General features: G+C 69.6%; 29 protein-coding genes and 4 tRNA genes. 21 read left to right on the top strand and 12 right to left on the bottom strand.

The annotated features are described in order from the left end of the window. The first annotated feature begins 163 nt into the window (after positions 1-163). Together L0C25_RS20040 and L0C25_RS20035 are read left to right on the top strand one after the other, a co-directional pair. Positions 164-976: a helix-turn-helix domain-containing protein gene (locus tag L0C25_RS20040; RefSeq protein WP_271633547.1), complete on the top strand. Its 813-nt coding sequence runs from the start codon at positions 164-166 to the stop codon at positions 974-976. Next, positions 945-1,502 carry a dihydrofolate reductase family protein gene (locus L0C25_RS20035; RefSeq protein ID WP_271633546.1) on the top strand — a complete coding sequence of 186 codons (558 nt, stop codon included), beginning with the start codon at positions 945-947 and terminating at the stop codon, positions 1,500-1,502. Before L0C25_RS20040 ends, L0C25_RS20035 begins: the two co-directional genes overlap by 32 nt. Positions 1,503-1,523: 21 nt before the next feature. Here L0C25_RS20035 and L0C25_RS20030 read toward each other — a convergent pair whose 3' ends face one another. Continuing rightward, a complete protein-coding gene (locus L0C25_RS20030; protein ID WP_271633545.1) occupies positions 1,524-2,030 on the bottom strand; it encodes a potassium channel family protein in 507 nt (168 codons plus the stop codon). A 143-nt stretch (positions 2,031-2,173) separates the two neighbouring features. On the opposite strand from L0C25_RS20030, the gene L0C25_RS20025 reads away from it, so the two are divergent. After that, positions 2,174-2,488: a hypothetical protein gene (locus tag L0C25_RS20025; RefSeq protein WP_271633544.1), complete on the top strand. Its 315-nt coding sequence runs from the start codon at positions 2,174-2,176 to the stop codon at positions 2,486-2,488. Positions 2,489-2,497: 9 nt separating this feature from the next. Here the strand turns inward: L0C25_RS20025 and L0C25_RS20020 are convergent. Together L0C25_RS20020 and L0C25_RS20015 are read right to left on the bottom strand one after the other, a co-directional pair. Beyond that, positions 2,498-2,569, bottom strand: a tRNA-Val gene (locus tag L0C25_RS20020). 42 nt (positions 2,570-2,611) lie between these two features. Beyond that, positions 2,612-3,433 (bottom strand): aminotransferase class IV, encoded by an 822-nt coding sequence (locus tag L0C25_RS20015; protein WP_271633543.1) that lies wholly within the window; start codon positions 3,431-3,433, stop codon positions 2,612-2,614. A gap of 92 nt (positions 3,434-3,525) precedes the next feature. Here L0C25_RS20015 and L0C25_RS20010 point away from each other — a divergent pair. From L0C25_RS20010 to L0C25_RS19995, 4 genes are all read left to right on the top strand, one after another. Continuing rightward, positions 3,526-3,597, top strand: a tRNA-Gly gene (locus L0C25_RS20010). A 39-nt stretch (positions 3,598-3,636) separates the two neighbouring features. Then, positions 3,637-3,707: transfer RNA gene (locus L0C25_RS20005), tRNA-Cys, on the top strand. Positions 3,708-3,728: 21 nt separating this feature from the next. Beyond that, positions 3,729-3,803: transfer RNA gene (locus L0C25_RS20000), tRNA-Val, on the top strand. A gap of 68 nt (positions 3,804-3,871) precedes the next feature. Then, positions 3,872-4,195: a DUF6907 domain-containing protein gene (locus L0C25_RS19995; protein ID WP_271633542.1), complete on the top strand. Its 324-nt coding sequence runs from the start codon at positions 3,872-3,874 to the stop codon at positions 4,193-4,195. Between the two features lie 12 nt (positions 4,196-4,207). Here L0C25_RS19995 and L0C25_RS19990 read toward each other — a convergent pair whose 3' ends face one another. After that, positions 4,208-4,567 (bottom strand): hypothetical protein, encoded by a 360-nt coding sequence (locus tag L0C25_RS19990; RefSeq protein ID WP_271633541.1) that lies wholly within the window; start codon positions 4,565-4,567, stop codon positions 4,208-4,210. Between the two features lie 126 nt (positions 4,568-4,693). Between L0C25_RS19990 and L0C25_RS19985 the strand changes: the two genes are divergently transcribed. After that, positions 4,694-6,103, top strand: coding sequence for an amidase (locus tag L0C25_RS19985; RefSeq protein WP_271633540.1), 1,410 nt, complete (start codon positions 4,694-4,696; stop codon positions 6,101-6,103). 9 nt (positions 6,104-6,112) lie between these two features. Here L0C25_RS19985 and rsgA read toward each other — a convergent pair whose 3' ends face one another. Further along, the gene (gene rsgA / locus L0C25_RS19980; protein WP_271633539.1) at positions 6,113-7,183 is read right to left on the bottom strand and encodes a ribosome small subunit-dependent GTPase A; all 1,071 of its coding nucleotides are present in this window, start codon (positions 7,181-7,183) and stop codon (positions 6,113-6,115) included. A gap of 655 nt (positions 7,184-7,838) precedes the next feature. On the opposite strand from rsgA, the gene L0C25_RS19975 reads away from it, so the two are divergent. The 3 genes from L0C25_RS19975 (at position 7,839) to L0C25_RS19965 (ending at position 11,262) form a co-directional block, all read left to right on the top strand. Continuing rightward, complete coding sequence (locus tag L0C25_RS19975; protein ID WP_271633538.1) at positions 7,839-9,527, top strand: nitrite/sulfite reductase; 1,689 nt, start codon at positions 7,839-7,841, stop codon at positions 9,525-9,527. Between the two features lie 204 nt (positions 9,528-9,731). Continuing rightward, complete coding sequence (locus L0C25_RS19970) at positions 9,732-10,451, top strand: phosphoadenylyl-sulfate reductase (protein ID WP_271633537.1); 720 nt, start codon at positions 9,732-9,734, stop codon at positions 10,449-10,451. A 61-nt stretch (positions 10,452-10,512) separates the two neighbouring features. Continuing rightward, complete coding sequence (locus L0C25_RS19965; protein ID WP_271633536.1) at positions 10,513-11,262, top strand: sirohydrochlorin chelatase; 750 nt, start codon at positions 10,513-10,515, stop codon at positions 11,260-11,262. 32 nt (positions 11,263-11,294) lie between these two features. Here the strand turns inward: L0C25_RS19965 and L0C25_RS19960 are convergent, their stop codons facing one another. Beyond that, on the bottom strand, positions 11,295-11,597 hold the full coding sequence (locus L0C25_RS19960) for a hypothetical protein (protein WP_271633535.1): 303 nt from the start codon (positions 11,595-11,597) through the stop codon (positions 11,295-11,297). A gap of 179 nt (positions 11,598-11,776) precedes the next feature. On the opposite strand from L0C25_RS19960, the gene L0C25_RS19955 reads away from it, so the two are divergent. The 5 genes from L0C25_RS19955 (at position 11,777) to msrB (ending at position 15,552) form a co-directional block, all read left to right on the top strand. After that, the gene (locus L0C25_RS19955; RefSeq protein ID WP_271633534.1) at positions 11,777-12,574 is read left to right on the top strand and encodes a response regulator transcription factor; all 798 of its coding nucleotides are present in this window, start codon (positions 11,777-11,779) and stop codon (positions 12,572-12,574) included. A gap of 58 nt (positions 12,575-12,632) precedes the next feature. Beyond that, the gene (locus L0C25_RS19950) at positions 12,633-13,367 is read left to right on the top strand and encodes a pyrimidine reductase family protein (protein WP_271633533.1); all 735 of its coding nucleotides are present in this window, start codon (positions 12,633-12,635) and stop codon (positions 13,365-13,367) included. Beyond that, complete coding sequence (locus L0C25_RS19945) at positions 13,364-14,470, top strand: ATP-dependent DNA ligase (protein WP_271633532.1); 1,107 nt, start codon at positions 13,364-13,366, stop codon at positions 14,468-14,470. Before L0C25_RS19950 ends, L0C25_RS19945 begins: the two co-directional genes overlap by 4 nt. Before the next feature lie 43 nt (positions 14,471-14,513). After that, positions 14,514-15,041 (top strand): hypothetical protein, encoded by a 528-nt coding sequence (locus tag L0C25_RS19940; RefSeq protein WP_271633531.1) that lies wholly within the window; start codon positions 14,514-14,516, stop codon positions 15,039-15,041. Positions 15,042-15,141: 100 nt separating this feature from the next. Next, positions 15,142-15,552 carry a peptide-methionine (R)-S-oxide reductase MsrB gene (gene msrB, locus L0C25_RS19935; protein ID WP_271633530.1) on the top strand — a complete coding sequence of 137 codons (411 nt, stop codon included), beginning with the start codon at positions 15,142-15,144 and terminating at the stop codon, positions 15,550-15,552. Between the two features lie 16 nt (positions 15,553-15,568). Here the strand turns inward: msrB and L0C25_RS19930 are convergent, their stop codons facing one another. The 6 genes from L0C25_RS19930 to hemE all read right to left on the bottom strand — a co-directional run bounded on the left by L0C25_RS19930 (position 15,569) and on the right by hemE (position 20,773). Further along, positions 15,569-16,114 carry a dihydrofolate reductase family protein gene (locus L0C25_RS19930; protein WP_271633529.1) on the bottom strand — a complete coding sequence of 182 codons (546 nt, stop codon included), beginning with the start codon at positions 16,112-16,114 and terminating at the stop codon, positions 15,569-15,571. A 90-nt stretch (positions 16,115-16,204) separates the two neighbouring features. Further along, a complete protein-coding gene (locus L0C25_RS19925) occupies positions 16,205-16,852 on the bottom strand; it encodes a dihydrofolate reductase family protein (RefSeq protein ID WP_271633528.1) in 648 nt (215 codons plus the stop codon). 206 nt (positions 16,853-17,058) lie between these two features. Then, on the bottom strand, positions 17,059-17,577 hold the full coding sequence (locus tag L0C25_RS19920) for a GNAT family N-acetyltransferase (protein WP_271633527.1): 519 nt from the start codon (positions 17,575-17,577) through the stop codon (positions 17,059-17,061). A gap of 15 nt (positions 17,578-17,592) precedes the next feature. Continuing rightward, positions 17,593-18,300 carry a hydrogen peroxide-dependent heme synthase gene (gene hemQ, locus L0C25_RS19915; RefSeq protein WP_271633526.1) on the bottom strand — a complete coding sequence of 236 codons (708 nt, stop codon included), beginning with the start codon at positions 18,298-18,300 and terminating at the stop codon, positions 17,593-17,595. Further along, positions 18,297-19,724 carry a protoporphyrinogen oxidase gene (hemG, locus tag L0C25_RS19910; protein ID WP_271633525.1) on the bottom strand — a complete coding sequence of 476 codons (1,428 nt, stop codon included), beginning with the start codon at positions 19,722-19,724 and terminating at the stop codon, positions 18,297-18,299. The genes hemQ and hemG overlap by 4 nt, the downstream gene beginning before the upstream one ends. After that, positions 19,721-20,773: a uroporphyrinogen decarboxylase gene (hemE, locus tag L0C25_RS19905; protein ID WP_271633524.1), complete on the bottom strand. Its 1,053-nt coding sequence runs from the start codon at positions 20,771-20,773 to the stop codon at positions 19,721-19,723. Before hemE ends, hemG begins: the two co-directional genes overlap by 4 nt. Before the next feature lie 69 nt (positions 20,774-20,842). On the opposite strand from hemE, the gene L0C25_RS19900 reads away from it, so the two are divergent. The 5 genes from L0C25_RS19900 (at position 20,843) to L0C25_RS19880 (ending at position 25,492) form a co-directional block, all read left to right on the top strand. Further along, positions 20,843-21,424, top strand: coding sequence for a DUF3000 domain-containing protein (locus L0C25_RS19900; protein ID WP_271633523.1), 582 nt, complete (start codon positions 20,843-20,845; stop codon positions 21,422-21,424). A gap of 150 nt (positions 21,425-21,574) precedes the next feature. Further along, positions 21,575-22,822 (top strand): ribonuclease D, encoded by a 1,248-nt coding sequence (locus L0C25_RS19895; protein ID WP_271633522.1) that lies wholly within the window; start codon positions 21,575-21,577, stop codon positions 22,820-22,822. 43 nt (positions 22,823-22,865) lie between these two features. After that, positions 22,866-23,693: an iron uptake transporter permease EfeU gene (gene efeU / locus L0C25_RS19890; protein ID WP_271633521.1), complete on the top strand. Its 828-nt coding sequence runs from the start codon at positions 22,866-22,868 to the stop codon at positions 23,691-23,693. Between the two features lie 91 nt (positions 23,694-23,784). After that, positions 23,785-24,852, top strand: coding sequence for a C40 family peptidase (locus L0C25_RS19885; protein WP_271633520.1), 1,068 nt, complete (start codon positions 23,785-23,787; stop codon positions 24,850-24,852). 40 nt (positions 24,853-24,892) lie between these two features. Further along, positions 24,893-25,492 (top strand): hypothetical protein, encoded by a 600-nt coding sequence (locus L0C25_RS19880; protein ID WP_271633519.1) that lies wholly within the window; start codon positions 24,893-24,895, stop codon positions 25,490-25,492. The last annotated feature ends 163 nt before the right edge of the window (positions 25,493-25,655 follow it).

The following is a 25,655-nucleotide window of genomic DNA, read 5'->3' as shown; positions in this document are numbered from 1 at the left end:
CTCCTTCGGATGGTTTCGGCGGACGGCGAATGCTGGTCCGTATCCGCCACGTTAGCGACGTGCCGATGCTATCGGCACCCGAGTTTGCGCGTGTCCACGCGTTGTGAATCGGCGGCCCGACCGTCGACCCGGATACGCTGTGGTGACGCACCGCGGAGGAACCATGCCCCTCGACTTCGACGTCCGGCCGTCCGACTCTCCCTACGTCGAGTGCGTCTGGCGTACGTCGAGCAGCGACATCGACCGGTTCACGTCCATCGCCTCGTGTCATTGGTCCCTTGTCGTCTGCCGGCAGCGAGGTCGGACCGAGGTATCGGTGCAGGGACCGGAGACGTTCGGCACGGTGGCGCCCGTACCGCAGGACGCAACGTTCCTCGGTATCCGGTTCCGCCTCGGCGTCGTCCTCCACGACCTCCCCGTGCATCGGCTCGTGAACGGCGATCTGGACCTGGTCTCGGCGACGGCCGGAGCGTTCTGGTGGAAGGGCACAACGTGGCATCTACCGAGCTACGAGAATGCGGAGGCCCTGGTCGACCGCCTCGTGGGCGAGGACCTGCTCGCCCACGACCCGCTCGTCGACGAGGTGTTGCGCGGCGGTCGCCCGACGGTCTCAGCGCGCACCGTGCAGCGCCGCTTCCAAGCCAGGACGGGCCTGACGTACGCGAGCGTCCGCCAGATCGAGCGGGCTCGGCTGGCCGCGACGCGCCTACGCGACGGCGGTCGACCGGCCGATGTCGCGTACGAGCTCGGCTACTACGACCAGCCGCATCTGACCCGCTCGCTTCGCGCATACATCGGTCGTACGCCCGCGCTGCTGGGCGATCGGAGCCGGTCCGGACCACTGTCGGTTCTGTACAAGACCGTGTCCGAAAGCTCGCCTACGTTGGCTCTCGACACCCTTCCGGAGCTCGAGAGGCGACGAGATGCGCAAGATCATTCTGGCCATGATGACCACGCTGAACGGGCGGTTGGATGACCCCGACGCCTGGGTGACCGGCGTCAGCGACGACCACTACTGGGCCATCGACCGGGGCTACTCGACGTTCGACACGATCCTGGTCGGACGGAGGACGTACGAGGAGATGGCCGCGTTCTGGCCGGGCGCCGGCGACGAGCCCGGGGCGTCGGCGCCGCAACAGAGCATGGCGCGGCGGATGAGCGCGTACCAGAAGTACGTGTTCTCGTCGGCCGACTCGCGCGATCTCGGTTGGACCAACACAGAGGGCGTTCGCGTGCGCAACGACGATGACATCCGCGCGTTCGCCACCGACCTGACCGCACAACCCGGCGGCGACATCCACCTCTCCGGTGGCGCCACGCTGGCGCAGACATTCGTGCGCCTCGGCCTCGTCGACGAGTACCGCTTCTTCGTCTATCCCGTGGTGTCGAAGGGGATGTGCTGGTACGACCAGGTCGACGGCGCCGACGGTCTCGAGCTGCGGAGTGCCGCAACGTACGACGACGGTGTCGCGGCGCTCACGTACAAGGCGGTGCGGAGCTAGTGTCCTGCACTGGGGGCTGCGCTACTCACGGCGCAGGCGATCGGCGAGCAACGACGACGACACTGCCAGCAGGGCGCCGATCACGACCAGGTTGAACACGACCTGCACGATCGTCGCCACCCGCGCGATCTGACCGACCGCGTGGATGTCGCCGTACCCGACCGTGCCGAGCGTGACGACCGAGTAGTAGAGCGCATCGGTGCGGGTGAGGAGACCGTCGAACTCCGCCGGCGCGTTGACCTCGATCAGGAAGTACGTCAGCGCGAAGAAGCAGGTGGCGATCGCGATCAGACTGAGGACGCCGCCCAGCCGGCGACTCGGCCTCCCGCTCGGCGACGTCATCCGCTGGATCTGGACCACGACGAGCCAGGAGAGTCCGATCGCGCCGGCCACCACGGCGAGCAGACCGACCACGTCGCGATGGAAGGCCAGGTCCGTCGGGAAGCCGTAGAGGACGATCAGCGCACACAACAGCGATCCGAGCGTACGACCGACCGGGCCGGTCACCAGGTGCTTGAGCCTCGCCATGTACGCCTCCCGCGGTCGACGGCCGCTCGGTCCGCCACCGCGTCAATCATCGCCGGTATCCGTGCACTCCGCCGACGTCTCGCGAACTCGCGGCATCGAAGGTGCGGCGATAGCGTGCCGCGTACACGACGAAGGGTGAGCCGATGTTCGACCACGTCATGTGGGTGGCGTACCTGTGCACGGGAGCCGCGTGCGGTCTGCTCGGGCTGGCCTTCGCACAGTTGGCGGCTCGTGGCACGCAGGACTCACGTCCGCTCCACGCGGGCGGGATCGCGCTGTACTCCTGCGGCTCTGCGTGCGCGTGGATCGCCGCGCTCGTAGGCCTGCCCGGTCACACCTCGCAGGTGATCGCAGTGACCGCTCTGATCGTCGTCATCGTCGTGGTGGCGATGGTTGCGGCCGCCGCGCCGGTACGCGGCGTACGGGAGGGTGGAACGCGCTCGGACGGAGCGCCGTGACGGCATGGGTGGGCGATACTGGGTTCGAACCAGTGACCTCTTCGGTGTGAACGAAGCGCGCTACCACTGCGCCAATCGCCCTTAGCAGCGACTACCCTAACGCACGCCACGAGGGCCGCGACATCACGGGTCGACGTCTTCGGCGGTCTTGCGTTCCCAGGTCTCGAGCACGTCGCGGGTCATCGGCCCGGGCGCCTCTATCGGGCGCTGATCGACCGAATGGACGGGCAGTACGGCGCGGATCGAGCTGGTCACGAACACCTCGTCGGCGGCGAGCAGCACGTCGATCGTGTCGTCGCGCTCGACCACATCGCACCACTCGGTCACCAACGCACGCGTGATGCCGGCCAGGCAGCCGGAGGCGAGTGTCGGGGTGACCAGCGTGCCGTCGAGCGCGTAGAACACGTTGCAGCCGGTGCCCTCGCAGAGCTCGCCGAGCGTGTTCGGCAGGATCGCCTCCGACGCACCCTCGGCTCGCGCCCGCGACAGCAACAGCGCGTTCTCGGCGTACGACGTCGTCTTGAGCCCCGCCAACGCGCCGCGCTCGTTGCGTGGCCACGGAACTGTCACCACCGCTGTCGACGGCCCTGGGCGCTCGACCGGCTGCGCCGCGACGATGATCGTCTGCTCGCCGTCGAACCGGCCGGACCCCAGCGGCCCGATGCCCGCGGTCACGGTGATCCGCAACAGCCCGTACGCGAGGTCCTGGCCCGCAATGACCGACTTTGCACCGGCGCGGATCGCATCGGTGTCCGGCGCCGCGAGGCCGATTCCCGTCGCCGACAGGATCAGCCGGTCCAGATGCCTGGTCAGCGCGAACGGCTGTCCGTCGACGATCTGAACGGTCTCGAACGCACCGTCGCCGACGGTGATCCCGTGGTCGAGGATGCTCACCGCCGGATCGTCGGTACGCTCGAGAACTCGGCCGTTGATCCATGCGCGCATGACGCCACGCTACCCAAGCCGCCCCGGTTTGGTCTCGGCGCGACGGATCGGCTAAGGTTTCGTTTCGCCTCCAAGGACTATCCTGGGAGCGCGCGGACGTGGCTCAGTGGTAGAGCATCACCTTGCCAAGGTGAGGGTCGCGGGTTCGAATCCCGTCGTCCGCTCGGAGCGGGTCATGCAGGCCCACCTCCCAAGCACTATCTGGTGGAGTGGCCGAGAGGCGAGGCAACGGCCTGCAAAGCCGTGTACACGGGTTCGAATCCCGTCTCCACCTCGGTCCCGGCAACGGGAACGCGGGCGATTGGCGCAGTGGTAGCGCGCTTCCTTGACACGGAAGAGGTCACAAGTTCAATTCTTGTATCGCCCACCAAGCCGCACTGGCGCAGGCCGTCTTCCGTCCCGGAGGGCGGCCTTTCGTACGATCGGCGAGGGGAATCGATGAGCGAGCGACCGACCGGGCCCGATGACACGCCCTGCCCGGCGTTCTGCACCCGCCAGGAGACTCCGGAGCACAGCTGGGCGGCGGTCGACGCGGGCTGGGTCCGCGAGCACCTCGCCGCGACCTGGCCGGCGGTGCCGCGCGACGGCACCGGGGCGGTACGCGTCGAGGCGGGTGCGTCCGAGTTCGACGACGGCACCATCCTCCCCGCGGTGTGGATCTCCCTCGAGGACCGCAGCGGCGAGCTCACCGCCGACGAGGCGCGTCGGCTCGCCGATCACCTCCAGGAGGCGGCGACGGTCGCAGACCGACTCGCCCCATGAGCAGCCGATGGTTCAGCAGCGGTGCGCCCGGGTACGGAACCTCAACGTCCAGGCGGGCTTGCCGTGCCGTCCCTGCCGGTAGACCGTCCGGTACACGCCACGCGGCTTGGCTTTGACCCGCCAGTACCGCCAGTTCGTCGTCGCTCGGACGCTCTTCTTCAGCACGGTCTTGCCGTGCGGGCCGACCACCTTGACCCGCACACCGCGCGGTCCACCGCTGTACGACTGGTACCAGACCCCGACCGTGAACTTCTTGCCGACGCACTTCTTCGCCGGCGGCTGGTGCACCAGCACATCGGCGGACGCAGACGGCGTGCCCAGGGCCAGCAGCGCTGTCACGGCCACTGCGACGACCGCGGTACGACGAATCATCACGGACCTCCTTCGGTTGCCTACCGCACATGATGCCGCTCGTACCGGTCGAGTAGGGGCCGAGCGACGAAGTTACCCGTTGGTACGATCAACCATTGCCCCATCACCCCGCGAGAGGCAGAGCCGATGTCGACCCACGTCCACGCATTCACCGACGACGCACTGGGCGAGGAAGACGCGGTCGGCGTTGCCGAGCGCATCCGCACGGGCGAGATCAGCTCGCTCGAGGCCGTCGAGGCCGCCATCGCCCGGGTCGAGCGGGTCGACCCCGAGCTCAACGCGGTCGTCGTGGCCGACTTCGAGCGCGCCCGCAAGTCCGCCGTCGAGACCCGTTCCGGCCCGCTCGCGGGCGTACCGACGATCGTCAAGGACAACTCCGACGTCGCCGGCCTCCCGACGGGCCACGGGTCGGCGGCGTTCACCCCGCACGCGCCGCACGACGACGGCGACTTCGTACGCCAGTTCCTCGCACAGGGCGTGGTGAATCTGGGCAAGAGCCGGTTGCCGGAGTTCGGCTTCAACGCGTCCACCGAGTTCGCGGACGCGCCGCCGACGCGCAACCCGTGGAACACCGCGTACTCCCCCGGCGCCTCGTCGGGTGGCTCCGCCGCACTCGTCGCGTCGGGCGCCCTGCCGCTCGCCCACGCGAACGACGGCGGCGGCTCGATCCGCATCCCGGCGGCCGCCTGCGGGCTCGTCGGGCTCAAGCCGACCCGCGGTCGTACGCTCTCGGAGGCGTTCTCGGCCGCCGCTCCCGTCAAGATCGTCAGCGAGGGCGTCGTCACCCGCACCGTTCGCGACACCGCGCACTTCCTCGCCGGCGCCGAGAAGGTGTACGCGAGCCCGCGCCTGCCCCGCATCGGCCTGGTCGAAGGGCCCTCGCAACGGCGACTGCGCGTCGGCATGCTCACCGAGAGCGTCACCGGGCACCCGACCGACGACGCGACGCGCTGGGCCGTCGCGGCCGCGGCGAGCCGCCTGACCTCCATGGGACACGACGTCGTCGAGATGCCGATGCCGGTCGGGCAACAGTTCGCCGACGACTTCGCGCACTACTGGGGCCTGCTCGCGGCGGCCATCAGCGCAACCGGGAAGCGTACGCTCGCCCGCGACTTCGACCGCGCACACACCGACAACCTGACGCGCGGGCTCGCCGCCGCGTTCCGCCGGAACATGCTCCGAACCCCGGGGGTCGTCCGCCGGCTTCGGCGTTCCGAACGCACGTACGCCGCGATCTTCGCCGACTACGACCTCGTGCTGTCGCCGACGCTCGCGCACACGACACCGAAGCTCGGCCACCTCTCGCCCGCGCAGCCGTTCGAGCAGCTCTTCGACCGGCTGCTGCGCTATGTCGCGTTCACACCGCTGAACAACGCGACGGGTGGCCCGGCGATCTCGCTGCCGATGGCGATGTCGGAGGCCGGCCTGCCGATCGGCGTGCAGCTGTCGGCCGGACACGGCGACGAGCGAACGCTTCTGGAGATCGCGTACGAGGTCGAGCAGGAGCACGGCTGGGCTCGCATCCAGGACGTGTGAACCCCGACGTCAGCGGTGTCGGGCCGAGCGCTGGTCCTTCGTACGACGCTTCCAGCGCTTGAGCTCGTCGGCGCGCAGGCGAGCGTCCTTGCGGCGGGCCATCCAGGCCACCTCGCGCTGCAGCTTCTGCCAGCTCTCGTAGCGGCGTACGTCGAGTCGCCCGTCGTCGAGCGCGGCGCGCACGGCGCAGTCGGGCTCGGTCTCGTGCGCGCAGTCGGTGAACCGGCACTGGGCGATCAGCGCTTCCACGTCCGCGAACGTCGCGGCCAAGCCCTCACCGGTGTCGGAGAGACCGACGCCACGAAGCCCCGGCGTGTCGACCAGGCAGCCACCGGACGGAAGCAGGACGAGCTCGCGGCGTACGGACGTGTGCCGGCCACGACCGTCGGATCGGATGTCGCGAGTCGCGAGTACGTCGGCGCCGACCAGCTCGTTGATCAGCGTCGACTTGCCCGCGCCCGACGAGCCCACGAGCGCCACGGTGCCGGCGGCGGCCAGCTCGCGTACGCGCTCGATGCCGCGGCCGTCGAGCACACTGCAGCAGATCACCTCGATGCCCGGCGCGACCGACATCAGGTCGGCGGCCACATCGTCGGCGTCGCGGGCGAGATCGGCCTTCGTCAGCAGTACGACGGGAGCCGCGCCGCTCTCCCAGGCCAACGCGATCAGCCGCTCCAGCTTGGTCATGGACGGCTGCTGGTCGAGGCCGGCGACGACGGCGGTCGTGGTGACATTGGCGGCGAGCGCCTGCTCGTGCGATGTGCCGCCGACCTGGGCGCGTACGAGCACCGTGCGCCGCGGCAGTACGGCGTCGATCGTCACGCGGTCGTCGGGCCAGTCGCGCAGCGTCACCCAGTCACCGACGCACGGCCCGTCGAGCGGGTCGTGTGCCGCGGCCTCGAGGAGATTGGGGCCGAGGCCGTGGCGGTCGGGACCGGCGGCACCGAGCACGCCGTACAGCCCGCGGTCGACGCGCGTGACGCGCGCTGGTCGAAGGGCGGTAGGCCCGAGCATGGCGGCCCAGCGGTCGTCCCAGCCGAGGCGGGTGAGTAGGTCGTCGGGATCGACGGAATCAGGCATGTGAGGGAGCTTTCTGTGCGTGCCGCTACGGCACGCAGCAACGTGCTCAGGCGCGGTAGCGGAGCGAGATGACAGCAGGTTCGAGTCGGTGGTCCGCCATTGGTCTCACTCCCCTCGAATCCGAACGTGTCGACACGGCAAACGCTACGCGGCATGGTTCGGCGGCGCATCCGATTTTCGCCCCGCCCTGACCTGCGCCGCGACCCTCGCCTCCCTGATCGGTCGCGAGCCGATGCCCCTCGGCACATTCCTGCGCGACCGGCTGTCCGTACCCGCGTGAAGGCGCCCGCCCGCCGCCGTCGGGTGTGATCGGCATCGCAAGCCACCACCCGCCCGAATCGCTGACCTGCACAAACGTCGATACCACCCGACCGCTGTCTCAGAATACGGACATCTCGCTCACATAGCGAGACGGGGGTTTGTCACGGGCTGCGGTCGTCGCGGAGACTTCTTGCCATGCTCGCAGCGGAATCGACACACCTGGTGGCTCGGCGTCACGTCGACCTCGGTCGTGTCCGCAGCAGCATGTGTCGCCCGGTCTGACCCGCCCGAACTCCCTCGGGCATGCGGTCACCGGGCTGTGAGTTCGTTCAGCGCCGAATGAATCCGTAACGCCCCGTGCACCGCGTGTCCATCACCGTGAAGGACGCGCTCCATGACCACGACGACCGACGCCCCCGTTCGCCCGACCCGCGCAAGCCGCGCCCAGAAGGGCAGCGGACAGTGGGCCCTCGGCTACCGCGAGCCGCTCAACTCCAACGAGCAGGTGAAGAAGGACGACGACGCGCTGAACGTTCGCGCCCGGATCGAGAACATCTACGCGCACGGCGGGTTCGAGTCGATCGACCCGGTCGACCTGCGCGGCCGGTTCCGCTGGTGGGGCATCTACACCCAGCGCAAGCCCGGCATCGACGGCGGCAAGACCGCGACGCTCGAGCCCGAGCAGCTCGAGGACAGCTACTTCATGCTGCGCGTACGCATCGACGGCGGGCAGCTCGACCTCGACCAGCTCCGCACGATCGCCGAGCTGTCCGCGACGTACGGGCGTGACACCGCCGACCTGACGGACCGGCAGAACATCCAGCTGCACTGGGTACGCATCGAGGACGTCCCGACCATCTGGAACAAGCTCGAGGCCGTCGGTCTGACCACCCAGGAGGCGTGCGGCGACTGCCCCCGGGTGATCCTGGGGAGCCCGGTCGCGGGCATCGCCGCCGACGAGATCATCGACGGCACCTGGGCGGTCGAGGAGATCGAGCGCCGCTACATCGGCAGCAAGGAGTTCTCCAACCTGCCGCGCAAGTTCAAGACCGCGATCAGCGGGCATCCGAGCCACGACACGGTGCCCCAGATCAACGACGTAGCGTTCGTCGGCGTCGAGCATCCGGAGTTCGGGCCCGGCTTCGACCTCTGGGTCGGCGGCGGACTCTCGACGAACCCGATGCTCGCGCAACGGCTCGGGGTCTGGGTTCCGCTCGAGGATGTCCCGGAGGTATGGGCCGGCGTCACCGGCATCTTCCGCGACTACGGCTATCGCCGGCTTCGAACGCGCGCCCGGCTGAAGTTCCTACTCGCCGACTGGGGCACGCAGCGGTTCCGTGACGTGCTGGAGACCGAGTACCTCGGCCGGCCACTGCCCGACGGACCCGAGGCACCGGCACCGCAGACCCCCGGCGACCACGTCGGCGTCCACAAGCAGCAGGACGGCCGCTTCTACGTCGGTGTCGCACTCACCGTCGGTCGGGTGTCGGGCTCGCTGCTCGCCAAGGTCGCCGACGTCGTCGAGCAGCACGGCAGCGGCCGCGTACGCACGACCGCGCACCAGAAACTGCTGATCCTCGACCTCGACGAGCACCGGGTCGAACCGCTGATCACCGCGCTCGAGGGCCTCGGGTTGTACGCCCGCCCGTCGGCGTGGCGGCGCAACACGATGGCCTGCACGGGCATCGAGTTCTGCAAGCTCGCGATCATCAACACCAAGGACCGCGCGGCCGAGCTGATCGACGAGCTCGAGCAGCGCGTACCCGAGCTGGATACGCCCATCAGCGTCAACGTCAACGGGTGCCCCAACTCCTGCGCCCGCATCCAGACCGCCGACATCGGCCTCAAGGGCCAGCTCGTCGTCGATGAGTCCGGCGCGCAGGTGGAGGGCTTCCAGGTCCACCTCGGGGGCGCCCTCGGGCTCGAGGCGGGATTCGGCCGCAAGCTACGAGCACACAAGGTGACCGGCGCCGCACTCGCCGACTACATCGAGCGCCTCGCGCGTACGTACCTCGCAGAGCGCAACGACGGCGAGGTGTTCGCGCAGTGGGTCGGGCGCGCCGACGAGGCGGTGCTGCGATGAGCGGCGAGCGAGCAACGAGCGCGAAGGTCGAGCGATGAGCGGTCACGCCGTCCCGTTCCACTGCCCGTACTGCGGCGACGAGGACCTCCGCCCCCACGGAGAGAAGCACGGCGAGTGGGAGTGCCGTTCGTGCCAGCGCGCGTTCGGACTCCGCTTCGTCGGCATCCTCTCCCCCACTACCACCCCACAGGGAGGTGCATCGGCATGACGATCACCAATGTCGACGTCGACCGTCGTAGCGCCGCGGAACTCCGCGACATCGCGACGGTCGCCGGCGCCGAGCTCGAGCTCGCACCCGCTTCGGTCATCGTCGAGTGGGCAGTCGCTACGTTCGGCGAGCGGTTCTGCGTGACGTCCTCGATGGCCGACGCCGTCCTGATCGACATCGCCTCGAAGGTCGCGCCGGGTCTCGATATCGTCTTCCTGGACACGGGCTACCACTTCGCCGAGACGATCGGTACGCGCGACGCGGTCGCCGCCACGATGCCGGTCAACCTGATCACCGTCGAGCCCGAGCAGACCGTCGCCGAGCAGGACGCCGGCGAGGGCAAGGACCTGTTCGCCCGCGACCCCGACCGCTGCTGCTTCCTGCGCAAGGTCAAGCCGCTGCAGGATGCACTCGCCTCGTACGACGCGTGGGCGACAGGGCTGCGCCGCGAAGAGACGCACAACCGGGTGATCACACCGGTCGTCGGCTGGGATCCGGGCAAGGAGAAGGTCAAGGTGTCGCCGCTCGCGCGTTGGACGGGCGACGACGTCGACCGCTACATCCAGGAGAACGGCGTACTGGTCAACCCGCTGCAGTACGACGGCTACCCGTCGATCGGGTGCTGGCCTTGCACGCGACGGGTCGAGGAGGGCGCCGACCTGCGCAGCGGGCGCTGGGCCGGGCTGGCCAAGACCGAGTGCGGGATCCACGCATGAGCCGACACCCGAGGTCGCTGAACCTCAACCACGACGATCATCCGCAGAGGAGGGATGCATCATGACCGCACCGGCACTGGTCGCTCTCGCACACGGGAGCCGCGACCCGCGCTCGTCCGCCACGATCACAGCACTCACGGAACGGGTCGCATCCATGCGTCCCGATCTACGAGTCGAGCCCGCGTTCCTGGAGCTCTCCGATCCGTTGGTCGGCGATGTCATCGACCGCCTGTACGCCGAGGGGCACGACGAGATCGTGATCGTGCCGTTGCTGATCAGCAGCGCCTACCACGCGAACGTCGACATCCCAGCGGTGATCGAGGCGGCACAGGCGCGGCACACCGACCTGCGGGTGCACGCGACGGACGTACTCGGCGTCGAGTCGGCACTGCTCGACGTACTCGACAAGCGGCTGCGTGCTGCACTTGCGGACGCTCGCGTACGTGAGCTGGACGCGCTGGTGCTGGCGGCGGCAGGTTCGAGCGACTCGATCGCGAACCAGGTGATGCAGCGCGCCGCGCGTACGTGGGGACTTCGGCACAACCTGCCGGCGGTCGCCGCTTTCGCGACCGCCGCTCCCCCGGCGACGGGTGAGGCCGTACGCGCGTTCCGCGCCGACGGCCGACGCCACATCGCCGTGGGCTCGCTGTTCCTCGCGCCGGGCTTCCTGCCCGACCGGGCCGCGGAGCTCGCCTTGGAGGCGGGCGCGGTCGCGGTCTCGGAGCCGCTCGGCGTCGATGAGGAGATCGCCCGGGTCGTACTCGCCCGCTACGCGGTCGGCGCGGTCGACCTGGTGCCGATCCCGGCCTGAGATCCCGCACGCGCCCGTCGACGCCGATCGGCTCAGCGGGCGACGGCGCATCTCAGGTCGAGCCGGCGCTCCCCGCGCGGGCTCGCCGGCTCGGCCGGCACCTCGCGGTCGAACACGACGGTCACGCGATGAGAGCGTCGTGGCTGGGCGACGTCGCTCCGAGAGGCGGCGGTGATGCGAGACACGGTCTCCGAAGGATCGAACGCCTTGGCGGAGGCCTCGTCGAGCTCGGACACCGGATAGTACGGTCTCGGGATGAACGCCGACGACGGCGACGGCGTGAGTGTCGCGGCCGTCGCGATGGCGATGGCGGCAAATGCTGACTTCTTGAACATGGTGCTTCCTGGTTTCCTCTGACGGCGGTCTCGGACCGTCCGATCGGGTGCTTCGCTGGACCACACCGACTGTTCCGCGTCCTTGGGCCCACCGCCATCTGCGCAACTACGTATGGTCCGGCGCCCCGATGAGGCGCATGATGGAGGCAACGGGACCTCTCCCATCGGAATGAGCGCTCATGTCTGCGACAAACCTCGGCGAGCACGACATCGGCGCCCTCGGCGAGCTGGTCACGCTGGTCCACGAGGACCCCGGGCCGGGACTACCGTGGCCGTTCCTGCATCGGCTGAAGGACCTGATCGGATGCGACGACCTGTCGTTCAACGGCGTCGACACCCTGACCGAGACCCACTACCTGAAGCAGTGCCTGGACGAGTCCGAGTTCGTGGATGCGAGTCCGGGCCAGCGTGACCCGGAGGACGAGGCCTTCTGGCGGCACTACTGGTCGGCCTACTGCTCCTACTACGACCTCTCCGGCGACTACACCAGCGTGACCCTGTTGTCGGACTTCTTCTCGCTCCGGCAATGGCGTGCGACGGGCATGTACATCGACACTGCCTACGGTGTCGACCACGAGATGATGATGTGCGCGCCCGACGGGCCCGGACGCTCCGTACGGCTGATCGCATTCCGAGGACCGGGCGCGAGCTTCGACGAACGAGACCGCCTCCTGTTCGCCCTGCTGCGCCCGCACGTCGCCGAGGCGTACCGTGCCGCAGCGATACGCCGCCTACGCGTCGAAACCGCCCTGACGCCCCGGCAGCGGCAGCTCCTCGAGCTCGTCGGGCTCGGCCACACCAACAGACAGATCGCTCGCAGGATGAGCATCTCCGAGGGCACTGTCCGTACCCACCTCGTCAACATCTTCGCTCGACTCGACGTCACGAGCCGTACCGCCGCCGTGACACGCGTCGCCGCACCCGGCACGTCAGGCGACGGCGCGGAGGTCCTCGTGCCCGGAGCTCTGTCCGCCTGACGTCCTCGCCCCGCGGGTCCCGGGACGGCGGGCGGTGCGGCCTGGCAGGATCGGGGCCATGTCGTTCATCTCGCCGGTGCCCGACCGCGACGGGCTCATCGAGGCGTACGCCTATCCCGACGGCCGTACGTGGGTGCGCGCGAACTTCGTGTCCACTGTCGACGGCGCTGCCACGAGCGCCAGCGGATTGTCCGCGGGCATCTCCCCCGAGATCGACCGGCGCGTCTTCGCGATCCTGCGCAGCCTGGCCGACGTGATCCTCGTCGGCGCGGGCACCACCCGGCACGAGGGGTACGAGCCGGTGCGGCCCGACGAGGTCGACGGGGCCCTGCGGGAGTCGCTCGGACTCGCGCCGCGGCCGCCGATCGCCGTCGTCAGCGCCTCGCTCGACCTGCCCGAGGCCCTCGTTCGCAAGGACTCCACCGCCGCACCGACGATCGTGATCACCTCAGCTGCCGCTCCCGCCGACCGGCTCGCGCACGTACGCGAGCACTGCGACGTCGTCGTCGTAGGTGAGCAGACGGTCGACCTTGCGGCGATCCGCCCGGCGCTGTCCGAGCGCGGTCTCAACCGGGTCTTGTGCGAGGGCGGGCCGTCCCTGTTCGGCGCGCTCGTCGAGGCCGACGTGGTCGACGAGCTCTGCCTGACCATCGCACCGCGTCTCGCCGCCGACGGTGCACCACGTATCGCGATCGGCTCGGTCGCCGTCGACCGCCGACTGCGCCTCGAGCACCTGCTGTACGAGGATGACGTCCTACTCGCCCGTTACGTACGTGACCGGAGCACCACATGACCCTGCCGCTCGAACCCCCGCTCAAGCCGATGCTCGCCAAGTCGGTTGCTCGCATACCGACGGGCAGCTACGCGTACGAGCCGAAGTGGGACGGCTTCCGGTGCATCGTGTTCCGCGACGGCGACTCCGTCGAGCTGTACGCCCGCTCGACCAAACCCCTCACGCGGTACTTCCCCGAGGTCGCTCGCGCGATCGCCGAGTCGGCCCTACCCGAGCGCTGCGTCCTCGACGGCGAGGTCGTGATCGTGCACGAGGGCCGGCTGGAGTTCGAGTACCTCCTCAACCGCATCCATCCGGCGGAGTCACGGGTCAACCTCCTTGCCACGGAGACACCGGCGTCCTACATCGCATTCGACCTACTCGCCGACGGCGACGACAGCCTGCTCCAGACGCCTTATGCACGCCGACGCGAGCGGCTCGCCGAGATCTTCGGCGCCGTCGAGCCACCGGTGTACCTCACGCCGGTCACCCTCGACGCCGACGAGGCGAACGCGTGGTTCGACCAGTTCGAGGGCGCCGGCCTCGACGGGGTCGTCGCCAAGCTGGTCGACTCGACGTACGCGCCGGGCGAGCGGAGCATGCTGAAGATCAAACACACCCGTACGGCCGACGTCGTCGTCGCGGGCTATCGGCTGCACAAGACGTCCACGCCGGACAAACCTCTCCTCGGCTCGCTGCTGCTCGGGCTGTACGACGACCGCGGCACCCTCCAGCACGTCGGCGTGAGCGCGTCGTTCCGCGCCGAGGTGCGCGCCGAGATGATCGGGTTACTCGACAAGATTCGAACCCCCATGGCTGAGCATCCTTGGGGAGCTTATGCCGGCGAGGATTCCTCCGACGCCGCGAACACCGCAGGTGATCGCCGGCCGGGCGGGGAGAGCCGGTGGAACGCCGGCAAGGACCTCTCGTTCGTACCACTCGAACCACGGCTCGTGGCCGAGGTCGGCTACGACCACCTCGAGGGCACGAGGTTCCGCCACACCACCCAGTTCAAGCGCTGGCGGACCGATCGTGACCCCGAGTCGTGCACCTACGAACAACTCGAGGAGGTCGTCTCGTACGATCTTTCCGACGTGCTCCGATCCGCCGGCAAGCAGGGGTAAAGTTCACGGTAGGGGGAACCTCCGTGCGAGGAAGGGATACCCGATGTACAACGTCGCTCTGCTGATCGAACATCAGCTCACCGATGTCGATGCCGACCAGATCGTCGGACTCCACGAGGCAATCGACGAACCCGTCCGCTATCACCTGGTGATGCCGGTCGAGGATGCCGCCGGCCAGCTCACCACCTCGCTCGGCGCACTCGGCGGACCGGAGCTCGTTCCCGTCGTCTCGCCCGACTCCAGCGAGGTCGAGATGATCCAGGAGAGCATCGACCACACGGCGCAGACAGAGCTCGACGCGAGCGTCGCGCTGCTGCAGGGGCGCCGGCAGCAGACAACCGCCCAGCTCACCCGCGACGATCCGGTACGTGCGCTCGCGTCGCTCATCAAGAAGGTCGACGGCAACGAGGCGATCATCCTCACCGAGCCGCATGTCGTGTCGGAGTTCTTCCACCTCGACTGGACCTCGCGGTCGCGCCGCAAGCTCGAGGTGCCGTGCCTGCACCTGCTCGAACACGAGACGCTCGACGAGCAGAGCGCCGGCGCGGGCGAAGGCGTCGACGGCATGTAGCCCGTATTCTCGCGAGTGGCGCAGATTCGTTGCAGTCAGGCCGCCTGAGCAACGAACTTGCGCCATTCGCGAACGGACGGTACCGACGTACGCTGGAGGTATGGCGTACGACGTGACGAAGACAGACGAAGAGTGGCACGCAGAGCTGAGCGCGCAGGAGTACGACGTGTTGCGCAAAGCCGGCACGGAACGCCCGTTCAGCAGCGCGTACGAGACCGACGAGACGACGGGTGTGTACGCGTGCCGCGCCTGTGGCGCCGAGCTGTTCTCGAGCGAGACGAAGTTCGATGCCCACTGTGGCTGGCCGTCCTTCTGGACCCCGCTCGCCGAAGACCGCGTGGAGTACATCGAGGACACCTCGCTCGGCATGAAGCGTGTCGAGGTGCGCTGCGCGAGGTGCGGATCACACCTGGGGCACGTGTTCGAGGGTGAGGGGCATCCGACCCCGACCGATCAGCGCTTCTGCATCAACGGCGTCGCGTTGCGGCTGGATCCGGCGACGGACCAGTAGTCCCTGACCACGGCGCTCAGTTCCGTACGCGGTACCGGATGTGGGTGGCCTCGGGAGTGTCGATGACTCGAACGATGTCCAGCTCGATGTGCGTCCCGAGCACGTCGAACAACCCGTGACCGTCGCCGAGCAGCACCGGGACCAGATGGATCTGGATCTCGTCGAGTACGCCCGCCTCGAGTGCAGTACGCGCGGTGTACCCACCGACCACGTGCACGTGACGGTCGCCCGCGGCGTCCTTGGCCTGCTTCATCGCACTCGCGATCCCGTCGTTCACGTACGTGACGAGCGGATACCCCCAGCGCGCTGCCGGGGCGGGGGGACGGTGACTCGGCACGAAGATCGGCATCCCGTTGTGGTCACCACCCCAATGATCCATCAGCTCGGCGGTACGCCGGCCGGCGACGACCGCGCCGGCCTCGCCCAGCTCGGCGATCAGCTCACCCGCGGCGCCGGCCGGCTCGGCGTACTCGCCGCCCGGAGCGAACCAGTTGTGCAAGCGGTGGTCGTCGCCGCCGCCGAGGTAGTCGTTGGAGTCGGCGATGTATCCGTCCAGGGACATGGACATATCGAGTCGTGATGTGGACATCGGAAACGTTCCCGTCTGCTCGGATTGGTGGTTGCGCCGCCCGCTCGCACGCCGGGCAGCGGCTCAGGCGCTCGTACGCGTGAAGGTCAGGTGGGTGACGCCGCTCGGCGACGAGGTGGCCTCGACCTGGTAGTCCCTCTCGAGCCCCTCGAGACCGTCCCACAGGCGTACGCCCCGGCCGAGCAGGATCGGGACGACCACGACGTGCATGTGGTCGACGAGCCCGGCGGCCAGGAAGTCGCGGACCATCGTCGGACCCCCGCCCAGACGTATGTCCTTGCCGTCCGCGGCCTGACGAGCCGTCCGCAGTGCGTCGTCGGGCGCGGCGTCGAGGAAGTGGAAGGTGGTGCCGCCCTCCATCTCGATCGGCTCGCGCGGGTGGTGGGTCAGCACGAAGACCGGCGTGTGGAACGGCGGGTTGGCACCCCACCACCCCGTCCACTCCGGGTCGTCCTGCCACCCGGTGGGTCCGAACTTGTGTGATCCCATGATCTCGGCGCCGATACCGGCCTCGAACAACCCCGCGAAGGCATCGTCGACCCCGCCGCTGCCGCCCGGCTCGCCGACCCGTTCGTGCCAGGTCCGAGTGCCGAACATCCACTCGTGCAGCCGTTCGCCCGCGTGACCGAACGGCGCTTCGCGGGTCTGCCCCTCTCCGGTGCCGAAACCGTCGAGCGAGACAGAGATGTGCTGGACGCGGGCCAGTGACATGACGGGTGCTCCTCGGTCACGAGCGGCGGTCGACCGCTCTACGGTTCGTACGTCCGAGATCTGCAGGTGCGCCGGCCTCCTCGCGGCCGACACCTCGCATGCTGCCGCCACCGGGAGCATGACGCACCCATGCACATTGTCATCCGATTTGATGCCCGCCGCGCGGCTTCGACGTGTGGCCGGTCAGCGGGCGCAGGCTCGTTGCGCTAGTTGCGCTCGTCGCCAGAGCCGATCGTGATCCAGAACCGGTCCTCGCCGCCGGCGTGACCGTCCGCGACTCCGCCATTGGCGAGGATCACCCGTCGCGACGGCTCGTTGTCGGGCGTGCACGTCAGCAGTGCCCGGTCGAGACCGAGCTCCCGACAGTGCGAGAGTCCCGCCGCAAGCATCCTCGTCGCGTGTCCTTGCCGGCGCCACGGCGCAACCACGTGGTAGCCGATGTGGCCGCCCGTCTCATGCAGCTCTGGCGTCAGCTCGTGCCGGATCACCAAGGTGCCAAGGTAGTGCTCGCCGGCGGTGTACCAGTAGACCGTCGACGGAACGCCCCATCGGGTGCGGATGCCGCGCCGCACCTCCACGAAGCCGTCGAAGTCGTCGCTCGCCGCGCCCAACCAGTCGGTATCGGTCGTGCGAAGCAGGCAGTCCGCCTGTTCTCCGGTGAGGTAAGACGTCCGGACATCAGTGGTCGGCCAGCGCAGTTGCGGCGTGCTCGGCAGGGAGATCATGGTGGCGGATGATACCTACGGCAGGCTCGCGACGATCTCGCCTATCGGGCGGCGACGCCCCGTGTAGAACGGGATCTCCTCGCGTACGTGACGGCGCGCCCGGCTCGCGCGCAGCTCGCGCATCAGATCGGACAGACGATGGAGCTCATCGGCCTCGAACGCGAGGATCCACTCGTAGTCGCCGAGCGCGAACGCCGGCACCGTGTTCGCGCGCACGTCGGGATAGTCGCGCGCCTGCATGCCGTGCTCACGCAGCATGTCGCGGCGGTCCTCGTCGGGCAGCAGATACCACTCGTAGGACCGCACGAACGGGTACACGCAGAGGTACGCGCGCGCCTCCTCGTCGGCCATGAACGCCGGCACGTGCGACTTGTTGAACTCCGCCGGCCGGTGCACCGCGAGCTGCGACCAGACCGGATCCATACGCCGGCCGAGACCCGATGCCCGGAACGCGTTGTACGCGTCCTGCAACGCATCGGACGACTCAGAGTGCCACCAGATCATCAGGTCGGCGTCGGCGCGCAGGCCACTCACGTCGTAGGTGCCGCGGATCGCGATGTCCTTGCGCTCGAGCTGCTCGAAGAGCTCCTCGACCGGCTGCGCGAGCCAGGAGCGCTCGCCCTCACCGATCTGCTCACGCAGCCGAAACACCGACCACATCGTGTAGCGGATGGTGTCGTTGATGTCCTTGGCGCGCTTGCCGGCGTTCGGTGTGCGGGTCATGGCATCATTCTCTCCCCGGCGGCCGAAAGCTTCGCCAGGTGGTCGGCCGCCCGTGCCGCGGCGGCTCGCGCGGTCGCGATCACCGCCGGGATGCCGACCCCCGCGTACGCGGCACCGCACACCTCGACACCGGGCACACCGGCCAGCGAATCGTCGATGCGTCGTACGCGGTCGAGGTGACCGACGGCGTACTGCGGCAATGCCCCACCCCAGCGCTGCACATGGGAGTCAACCGGTTGACCGCTCAGCCCGACCGCCTCGTGCAGGTCGCCGACCGCAAGCGCGACCAGCTCGGCGTCGGTGCGCTGCAGCAGCTCGGCCTCACCTGCGCGGCCGAGCGATGCCCGCAGGACGACGAGGTCGCCCGATGCCTCGTCGAGCCACCCCCATTTGCGTGAGGAGATCGTCGCCGCCTTGATCGCCCGACCGTCGATCGGGGGCACCAGGAAGCCCGACGAGTCCGGCAGCCCGCCGATCGCGAAGCGGGGTACGGCCAGCGAGACGATCGCCATGCTCGCGTACTCGATCGCACCCAGCTCGGCTGCCGCAACGCTCGCATGCGCAGACAGCAGCCGCGCCGTCGGCGCCGCGGGCGTCGCGAGCACGACCGCGTCGGCGTAGATGCGCTCGACACCGGTCGTCGGACCGACGACGAGGTGCCAGCCTCCCGACTCGACGCGGTGCAGCTCACGTACGGTCGCGCCGCTGCGTACGGTCGCGCCCGACGCCTCCAGCGCCGCGGGTACGAGCTGGCCGACACCGCTGCGCAGACCGGCGAACACCTGGCCGCCCGAAGCGGGCCGCTCGCCGTACACCTGCGCGGCCGCCTCGACCAGAGAGCCGTCGCGTTCGGCGAGCGCGGCGATCTGCGGCGCGGCAGCACGCAACGACAGCGAACGCGCGTGCCCGGCGTACACCCCGCCCAACAGCGGCTCGAGCAGGCGGTCGCAGACCTCGTCGCCCAGCTGGGACGCCACGTAGTCGCCGACCGAGACATCGTCGGCGACCGGCGTCTGTCGGCGCTGTACGGTCGCGCGGATCATGCCGACCCGCGAGACGACGCCGCTCTCGGCGAGGGCGTCGAGGTCGGCCGGTACGCCCATGATGGTCGGCGGCATCGGTCGTAGGGAGCCGCGGGTCCACAACGCGGCCTTGGTGGTGGCCGGATGGATGACGGCGCTCCGCAGCCCTACCCGGGTCGCGAGATCGAGCGCTTCGGGCCGCCGCGCGAGCATCGCTTCGGCGCCCACGTCGATCGTGGAGCCGGCCAGCTCGACCCGGTGCAGCTTGCCGCCGACCCGCTCGCTCGCCTCCAGCACGAGTAGCTCCGCATCGGGCAGCAGCGTGCGTAGCTCCTCGGCCGCCGCCGCTCCGGCGATACCGCCCCCGACGATGACGACGCGCGTTCGCTCCGCTCCGCTCATGCGCGAGTCTCGGCAGGGTCGTACGCGTGCACGAAGTCGACGAGTCGCGACAGCGCGTCCGGGTCGGTCTCGGGCAACACCCCGTGACCGAGGTTGAAGACGTGGCCGGGCGCGGCGGCCCCGGCATCCAGTACCCGCGCCGCCGCGTCAGTCATGACGTCCGTGGGGGCGAACAGCAGCGTCGGATCGAGGTTGCCCTGGACGGCGCGTCGTGGGCCGATGCGCTGCGTCGCCTCGTCGAGCGGCACCCGCCAGTCGACGCCGACGACCTCGGCACCCGCCTCCCCCATCGCGCCGAGCAGCTCGCCAGTGCCGACGCCGAAGTGGATCCGCGGTACGCCGAGGTCGGCAACCTCGCCGAGGACCGCCGCCGAGTGTGGCTGCACGTACGCGCGGTAGTCCGACGGCGACAGTGCACCGGCCCACGAGTCGAACAACTGGACCGCGCTCGCGCCGGCCTCGATCTGCACGCGTAGGAACGCGCCGGCGATCCGCGCGAGCGTGCCGAGCAGGTCGTGCCACAGCTTCGGCTCGGCGTACATCAGCGCCTTCGTACGCCGGTGGTCGCGCGAGGGGCCGCCCTCGATGAGGTACGACGCGAGCGTGAACGGCGCACCGGCGAAGCCGATCAGCGGCGTGGCCCCGAGTTCGCCGGTGAGCGCCGAGACCGCCTCGCTGACGTAGGTCACGTCGTCGGGGCTCAGGTCGCGCAGTTGAGAGACCCCGGCAGCGGATCGGATCGGGTTCGCGACCACGGGGCCGGTGCCCGGCACGATGTCGAGGTCGACGCCGATCGCCTTCAACGGCACCACGATGTCGGAGAAGAAGACGGCCGCGTCGACGCCATAGCGGCGTACGGGCTGCATCGTTATCTCGACGATCAGGTCGGGCCGGGCACACGCCTCGAGCATCGGGACGCCTTCGCGTACGGCGCGGTACTCGGGCAGCGACCTGCCGGCCTGGCGCATGAACCACACGGGAACATGGGCGGGTCTCTCCCGCCGGCAGGCGGTCAGGAACGGACTGTCGGAAAGCGCAGGAGACGACACGCGGTAATCGTCGCAGGTAGAACGGCGAGTCGGACGGCCAGGTCGGCTCCGGCGACCTAGGCTGGCAGCATGGCAGCCGGAAAGGAGCTGGACGGCCCGCCTCCAGAGTTCGAGAGCGCCGTCCGGCAGTTGCGAGCCGCCCCTCTGCGCCCCGAGATCCGATGCGAGGAAATGCCCGCTCCCCAGCGGATCGCACCCTACTCGGCGGCGATGACGGGCGACATCGTCGTCGCGGGCGATGAGATCGGCACCGGTCGCATCGTTATGCTGCACGATCCCTCAGGCAACGACGCATGGCACGGTACGTTCCGCCTCGTGACGTTCGCACGCGCCGACGTCGACCCCGAGATGCTGCGCGACCCGGTGATCGCCGAGGTCGGCTGGACGTGGCTCACCGAAGCGCTCGAAGCCAACGAGGCGAGCCTGATCGCACCGAGCGGCAGCGTGACCACGGTCGCATCGGAGGGCTTCGGCGGCCTCGCGGACGACGGCTCGTCGGCCCAGCTCGAGATCAGGGCGTCCTGGACACCGACCTCCGATATCGGCGACCACGTGACGGCCTGGGGCGATCTGCTGTGTACGGTCGCTGGGTTACCACCCCTTGCGCCCGGCGTCGCCATGCTGTCGAGCCGCCGGGTCCGCAGAGGATGACTCCTTGACCGGTGCCCCCTCCTCGGGGCTCGTTGTCGAAGGGCGTCGTCCGGGTGGATGCATTGCAAGGCCGACGAGGAAGGTCACCGTGAGCCCTATTTCCGACGAGGAGAACACCGCGAGCCGCCGCGCGGGTGGCGAAAGGCGCCTATGAGTTCCGAGCACTCGGCGCCGGGCGACCACGACGACGCCTCCCCGCCCGAGGAGAGCCTGCCGCCCCTGCGACTCCGCGAACCCCTTCCGCCGGTCGTCGACAGCGACGACGCATTCTCCTCGACACTTGCCGCGATCGGTGAGGGCGAAGGGCCGGTCGCGTTCGATGCCGAGCGCGCATCCGGCTATCGCTACTCCGCACGGGCGTACCTCGTGCAGCTGCGCAGGCGCGGCTCGGGTACGCATCTCGTCGACCCGATCGCCTTCGACGACCTCACCGCACTGGATGCCGTCGTCGGCGACACCGAGTGGATCCTGCACGCGGCGACCCAGGACCTCCCCTGCCTCCGCGATATCGGGCTCGTGCCCCGGCGGCTGTTCGACACCGAGCTCGCGGGTCGGCTGCTCAACCTCCCCCGTGTCGGTCTCGCCTCGCTCGTGCAGACCCTGCTGGGCTACACCCTCGCCAAGGAACACTCCGCAGCCGACTGGTCGAAGCGCCCTCTTCCCGAGCCGTGGCTCGAGTACGCCGCGCTCGACGTCGAGGTGCTGTCCGAGCTCCGCGACGAGATCGACCGGCGCCTCGTCGAGTCCGGCAAGCGTGAGTGGGCCGAGCAGGAGTTCGACGCACTGCTCGACTTCACCGGCCCTGCGCCGAGGGAGGAGCCGTGGCGGCGTACGTCGGGGATCCACCGTGCGCGCGGGCGACGCCAGCTCGCGCTCGTACGCTCCCTGTGGGACGCCCGTGACCAGATCGCCGCCTCGCGCGACATCGCGCCCGGACGGGTGCTTCCCGATTCGTCGATCGTTGCGATGGCCGCTGCCCAGCCGCGCGATCGGGCGACGCTGCGCGCGATGCCGGTGATGCGGAACCGGTCGGCGCGTCGCCACCTCGACGAGTGGGTCGACGCCGTCGGCGCCGCACTCGCGTTGCCCGACCGCGACCTGCCGACGGTCGCGGCTCGGTACAACGGTCCGCCGCCGGCTCGGGCGTGGAGCGAGAAGTTCCCGGTCGCAGCGGCCCGCCTCGGCGCCTGCCGCGAGGTCGTCACGCAGATCGCCGAGGACCACGACCTCCCGGCGGAGAACCTCCTCGCGCCCGACACGGTGCGCCGGGTGGCCTGGGAACCACCCGAGCCCGCAACGGCCGACGCGGTCGCCGCTGCGCTCGCCGGCCACGGTGCGCGCCAATGGCAGATCGACCTCACCGGACCCGGCCTCGCCGCGGCGCTCGATACCGAGTAAGTTGGTTAGGCACACCTAACCAACCCGTGTCGAGGAGAGCCCGATGCTCCTGGCGAACTTCCTGATCGGCCTGCGTGAGGGGCTCGAGGCCGCGTTGATCGTCAGCATCCTGGTGGCGTACCTCGTCAAGACCGACCGCCGCGACCGGCTGCCGGCGATCTGGCTCGGGGTCGGCGCCGCCGTCGCGCTCGCGCTCATGGTCGGTGCCGTCCTGCAGTTCACGTCGCGCGCGATGACCTTCGAGCAGCAGGAGCTGCTCGGCGGCACGCTGTCGATCGTCGCCGTCGCCTTCGTGACCTGGATGGTGTTCTGGATGCGGCGCGCCGCCCGGGGCCTCAAGGGCGAACTACACGGCCGTCTCGACCACGCGATGGATCTCGGTCCGCTCGCACTGGCCGTCGTCGCGTTCCTCGCCGTCGGACGCGAGGGGCTGGAGACCTCGCTGTTCTTCTGGGCTGCGGCGCAGACGTCGTCGAGCACCGTCGTCCCGCTGATCGGCATCCTGCTCGGGCTCGCGGTTGCGGCCGTCCTCGGCGTGCTCTTCTACCTCGGGGCGCTCCGGATCAACCTGTCGCGGTTCTTCACCATCACCGGCGCACTGCTGATCGTCGTGGCGGCCGGCGTACTCGCGTACGGGTTCCACGACCTGCAGGAGGCGGACTTCCTTCCCGGGCTCTACAACCTCGCGTTCGACATCAGCGGGACCCTGCGCCCCGACGGCTGGCTGGGCACGCTGCTGAAGGGCACCATCAACTTCCAACCGAACCCGACCTGGCTGCAGGTCATCGTCTGGCTCGCGTACATCGTCCCGGTGATGGCCCTGTTCCTCTTCGGTGCGCGTACGAAGAAGCCCCAGCCCGCCTCCACCTGAGCCTTCGCGGCGATGGCGCTTCGCCACCGGGGCTCTAAACGCGCTTGCGCCTCACCTGCGGGTGCGGAAGGCTGCGTGCGGGAGGCCTCAGATGCAACTGACGTCGTTTGCTCGCGCCGCCGCCGTGACCGTGGTGGCAGGCGCACTGATCGGGTCCACATCCACCACCATGTCGAGCGCGGCGCCCGCCGATGCACCACCCGGGGGCTCGCTGCAGCCGGGTGACACGGCGTACGTCGACGTGTCGGTGGCAACGGCGTGGGTCGCCCCGGACACCGCCCGACCCGTTGACGCGCAGGCGACCGGCGACCCGGTCGACATCACTGGGTGGGTCGACACCATGACGTTGGCCGAGCGGCGCTGGCTCGTCGGTGATCTCGAGACCCAGGCGCTGTTCGGCGCCGAGGTCACCGTCCTGCAGATCTCCGGCGACTGGGTGGAGGTCGCCGTCCATGGCCAGCCGACGCCGCGCAACGACCTCGGCTACCCGGGTTGGATCCCTGCGACGCAACTACGCCCGGCGCCGCGTTACGGCGCTGCCGTCGACAGAGCCCCGTTCGCGCTCGTGACCGCGACGTCGACGCAACTGTCGCGGGGCCGGTCGGGCCGGGCGCCGATGATGGACCTCTCGATGAACACCCGACTGCCGAAGCTTCGTCGCGTCGGCGACGCAGTAAAGGTCTCGACCCCGCGCGGGCCGGCCTGGGTCCCGGCCGCGGACGTCGCCGTCCATCACGACGAGGACGACATCCCCACCCCCACCGGTGCAGACATCGTGCGGACAGCGAAGAAGTTCCTCGGCCTCCCGTACCTCTGGGCCGGCACGTCGGCATTCGGGTTCGACTGCTCCGGGTTCACCCACACCGTCTATGGCGTGCACGGCGTCCGGATCCCGCGCGACGCAGGCCCGCAGGCCGAGATCGGCACGCCGGTCGCGGAGTCCGACCTGCGTTCCGGCGACCTGGTCTTCTTCGGCGAGACTCGCATCCACCACGTCGGCATCTACGCCGGAGACGGGTACGTCATCGACGCGCCGACCAACTCCGACACCGAGGAGAGCCCGCTCGAGTACGTCCCGCTGAAGGAGCACCGCTACTACTGGGAGTACGCCGGCGCGCGCCGCGTACTGCCATCCGGCCAGCACCCGCAACCCCGTTGACGGCGCGGATCCCGTCATGGGCACGCCGTAACCTGGTCCGGTGAGTCATTTCGACCGACCCGCACTGCCCGGGCCCGAGCTGTTCGAGACGCAACCCGGCGAGGCCGACCCGGCCGACCGGCTGGAGGCCGGTGCGCGCGTTGCCGCGCTGCTCGTACGTGGCGCGCGCGACTCCGACGACCAGCAGATCGTCGACCGGGTGCTCCACCTGGCCGACGACGAAGGCCTCGACTCGCTCGCGGAGCTCTGGGCAGGCGCACCCGTCGACTCGCTCGCGGGTTGCCTGTGGCGCCTGTACGTGCTGCGTACCTGGGTCCGCCGCGAGCCCGAGGTCGCGGCGCGTGAGTTCACGGCGGGCAAGCAGTTCGCGCCCGTCGAGGAGGTCATCGCCGGCGTCGTCGACCCGCCAGGCCCCGTCGAGGTCGCCGAGCTCGTCGACACGCTGATCCGCGGCGTCGTCGGATCCGACCTCGCGACCACCCTCGACCGCGCCGCGGCCTTCGCCCGGCTCGTCGGCGTCGGGCGCGCGCACCTCGCCGACGACCCGCCGAACTCCACGCTGAGCGCCGCTCGACTCGTCGAGACCGCGCAGGCGTTACAGCACGCCGCCAAGCAGGAACGCCTTGGAGTATTGCGTTAGGCTCTTCCTTGCGTCGGGCCGCGGTAGCCCCGGGTCCCAAAATGAAGCCGCTGCGAGCGGCCACGCGCCGTGAGGCGCTCCCGGCCCGACGCAACCCGGTCCCTCCGGCGATCTCGTGCGTCCGTGGGCGGTTCCACGTACGGTCGAGGCAACTGATCGGCAT

This window comes from Solicola gregarius (assembly GCF_025790165.1).
In the GTDB taxonomy this organism is placed as follows: domain Bacteria; phylum Actinomycetota; class Actinomycetes; order Propionibacteriales; family Nocardioidaceae; genus Solicola; species Solicola gregarius.
The sequence above is the reverse complement of the archived record's forward strand: the minus strand, read 5'-3'. Positions and strand labels throughout refer to the sequence as shown.

What these genes read in the sequence shown, in the direction of transcription:
- L0C25_RS19955 (WP_271633534.1), top strand. Translation starts at nt 11,777, where the DNA reads ATGTCTGCGACAAACCTCGGCGAGCACGACATCGGCGCCCTCGGCGAG.
- L0C25_RS20025 (WP_271633544.1), top strand. Translation starts at nt 2,174, where the DNA reads ATGTTCGACCACGTCATGTGGGTGGCGTACCTGTGCACGGGAGCCGCG.
- hemQ (WP_271633526.1), bottom strand. Translation starts at nt 18,300, where the DNA reads ATGACCCGCACACCGAACGCCGGCAAGCGCGCCAAGGACATCAACGAC.
- L0C25_RS19945 (WP_271633532.1), top strand. Translation starts at nt 13,364, where the DNA reads ATGACCCTGCCGCTCGAACCCCCGCTCAAGCCGATGCTCGCCAAGTCG.
- L0C25_RS19975 (WP_271633538.1), top strand. Translation starts at nt 7,839, where the DNA reads ATGACCACGACGACCGACGCCCCCGTTCGCCCGACCCGCGCAAGCCGC.
- L0C25_RS19960 (WP_271633535.1), bottom strand. Translation starts at nt 11,597, where the DNA reads ATGTTCAAGAAGTCAGCATTTGCCGCCATCGCCATCGCGACGGCCGCG.
- efeU (WP_271633521.1), top strand. Translation starts at nt 22,866, where the DNA reads ATGCTCCTGGCGAACTTCCTGATCGGCCTGCGTGAGGGGCTCGAGGCC.
- L0C25_RS20040 (WP_271633547.1), top strand. Translation starts at nt 164, where the DNA reads ATGCCCCTCGACTTCGACGTCCGGCCGTCCGACTCTCCCTACGTCGAG.
- L0C25_RS19895 (WP_271633522.1), top strand. Translation starts at nt 21,575, where the DNA reads ATGAGTTCCGAGCACTCGGCGCCGGGCGACCACGACGACGCCTCCCCG.
- L0C25_RS19965 (WP_271633536.1), top strand. Translation starts at nt 10,513, where the DNA reads ATGACCGCACCGGCACTGGTCGCTCTCGCACACGGGAGCCGCGACCCG.
- L0C25_RS19885 (WP_271633520.1), top strand. Translation starts at nt 23,785, where the DNA reads ATGCAACTGACGTCGTTTGCTCGCGCCGCCGCCGTGACCGTGGTGGCA.
- hemG (WP_271633525.1), bottom strand. Translation starts at nt 19,724, where the DNA reads ATGAGCGGAGCGGAGCGAACGCGCGTCGTCATCGTCGGGGGCGGTATC.
- msrB (WP_271633530.1), top strand. Translation starts at nt 15,142, where the DNA reads ATGGCGTACGACGTGACGAAGACAGACGAAGAGTGGCACGCAGAGCTG.
- rsgA (WP_271633539.1), bottom strand. Translation starts at nt 7,183, where the DNA reads ATGCCTGATTCCGTCGATCCCGACGACCTACTCACCCGCCTCGGCTGG.
- L0C25_RS19925 (WP_271633528.1), bottom strand. Translation starts at nt 16,852, where the DNA reads ATGTCACTGGCCCGCGTCCAGCACATCTCTGTCTCGCTCGACGGTTTC.
- L0C25_RS19970 (WP_271633537.1), top strand. Translation starts at nt 9,732, where the DNA reads ATGACGATCACCAATGTCGACGTCGACCGTCGTAGCGCCGCGGAACTC.
- L0C25_RS20035 (WP_271633546.1), top strand. Translation starts at nt 945, where the DNA reads ATGATGACCACGCTGAACGGGCGGTTGGATGACCCCGACGCCTGGGTG.
- L0C25_RS19950 (WP_271633533.1), top strand. Translation starts at nt 12,633, where the DNA reads ATGTCGTTCATCTCGCCGGTGCCCGACCGCGACGGGCTCATCGAGGCG.
- L0C25_RS19940 (WP_271633531.1), top strand. Translation starts at nt 14,514, where the DNA reads ATGTACAACGTCGCTCTGCTGATCGAACATCAGCTCACCGATGTCGAT.
- L0C25_RS19900 (WP_271633523.1), top strand. Translation starts at nt 20,843, where the DNA reads ATGGCAGCCGGAAAGGAGCTGGACGGCCCGCCTCCAGAGTTCGAGAGC.
- L0C25_RS19930 (WP_271633529.1), bottom strand. Translation starts at nt 16,114, where the DNA reads ATGTCCCTGGACGGATACATCGCCGACTCCAACGACTACCTCGGCGGC.
- L0C25_RS20015 (WP_271633543.1), bottom strand. Translation starts at nt 3,433, where the DNA reads ATGCGCGCATGGATCAACGGCCGAGTTCTCGAGCGTACCGACGATCCG.
- L0C25_RS19985 (WP_271633540.1), top strand. Translation starts at nt 4,694, where the DNA reads ATGTCGACCCACGTCCACGCATTCACCGACGACGCACTGGGCGAGGAA.
- L0C25_RS19920 (WP_271633527.1), bottom strand. Translation starts at nt 17,577, where the DNA reads ATGATCTCCCTGCCGAGCACGCCGCAACTGCGCTGGCCGACCACTGAT.
- L0C25_RS20030 (WP_271633545.1), bottom strand. Translation starts at nt 2,030, where the DNA reads ATGGCGAGGCTCAAGCACCTGGTGACCGGCCCGGTCGGTCGTACGCTC.
- L0C25_RS19990 (WP_271633541.1), bottom strand. Translation starts at nt 4,567, where the DNA reads ATGATTCGTCGTACCGCGGTCGTCGCAGTGGCCGTGACAGCGCTGCTG.
- L0C25_RS19995 (WP_271633542.1), top strand. Translation starts at nt 3,872, where the DNA reads ATGAGCGAGCGACCGACCGGGCCCGATGACACGCCCTGCCCGGCGTTC.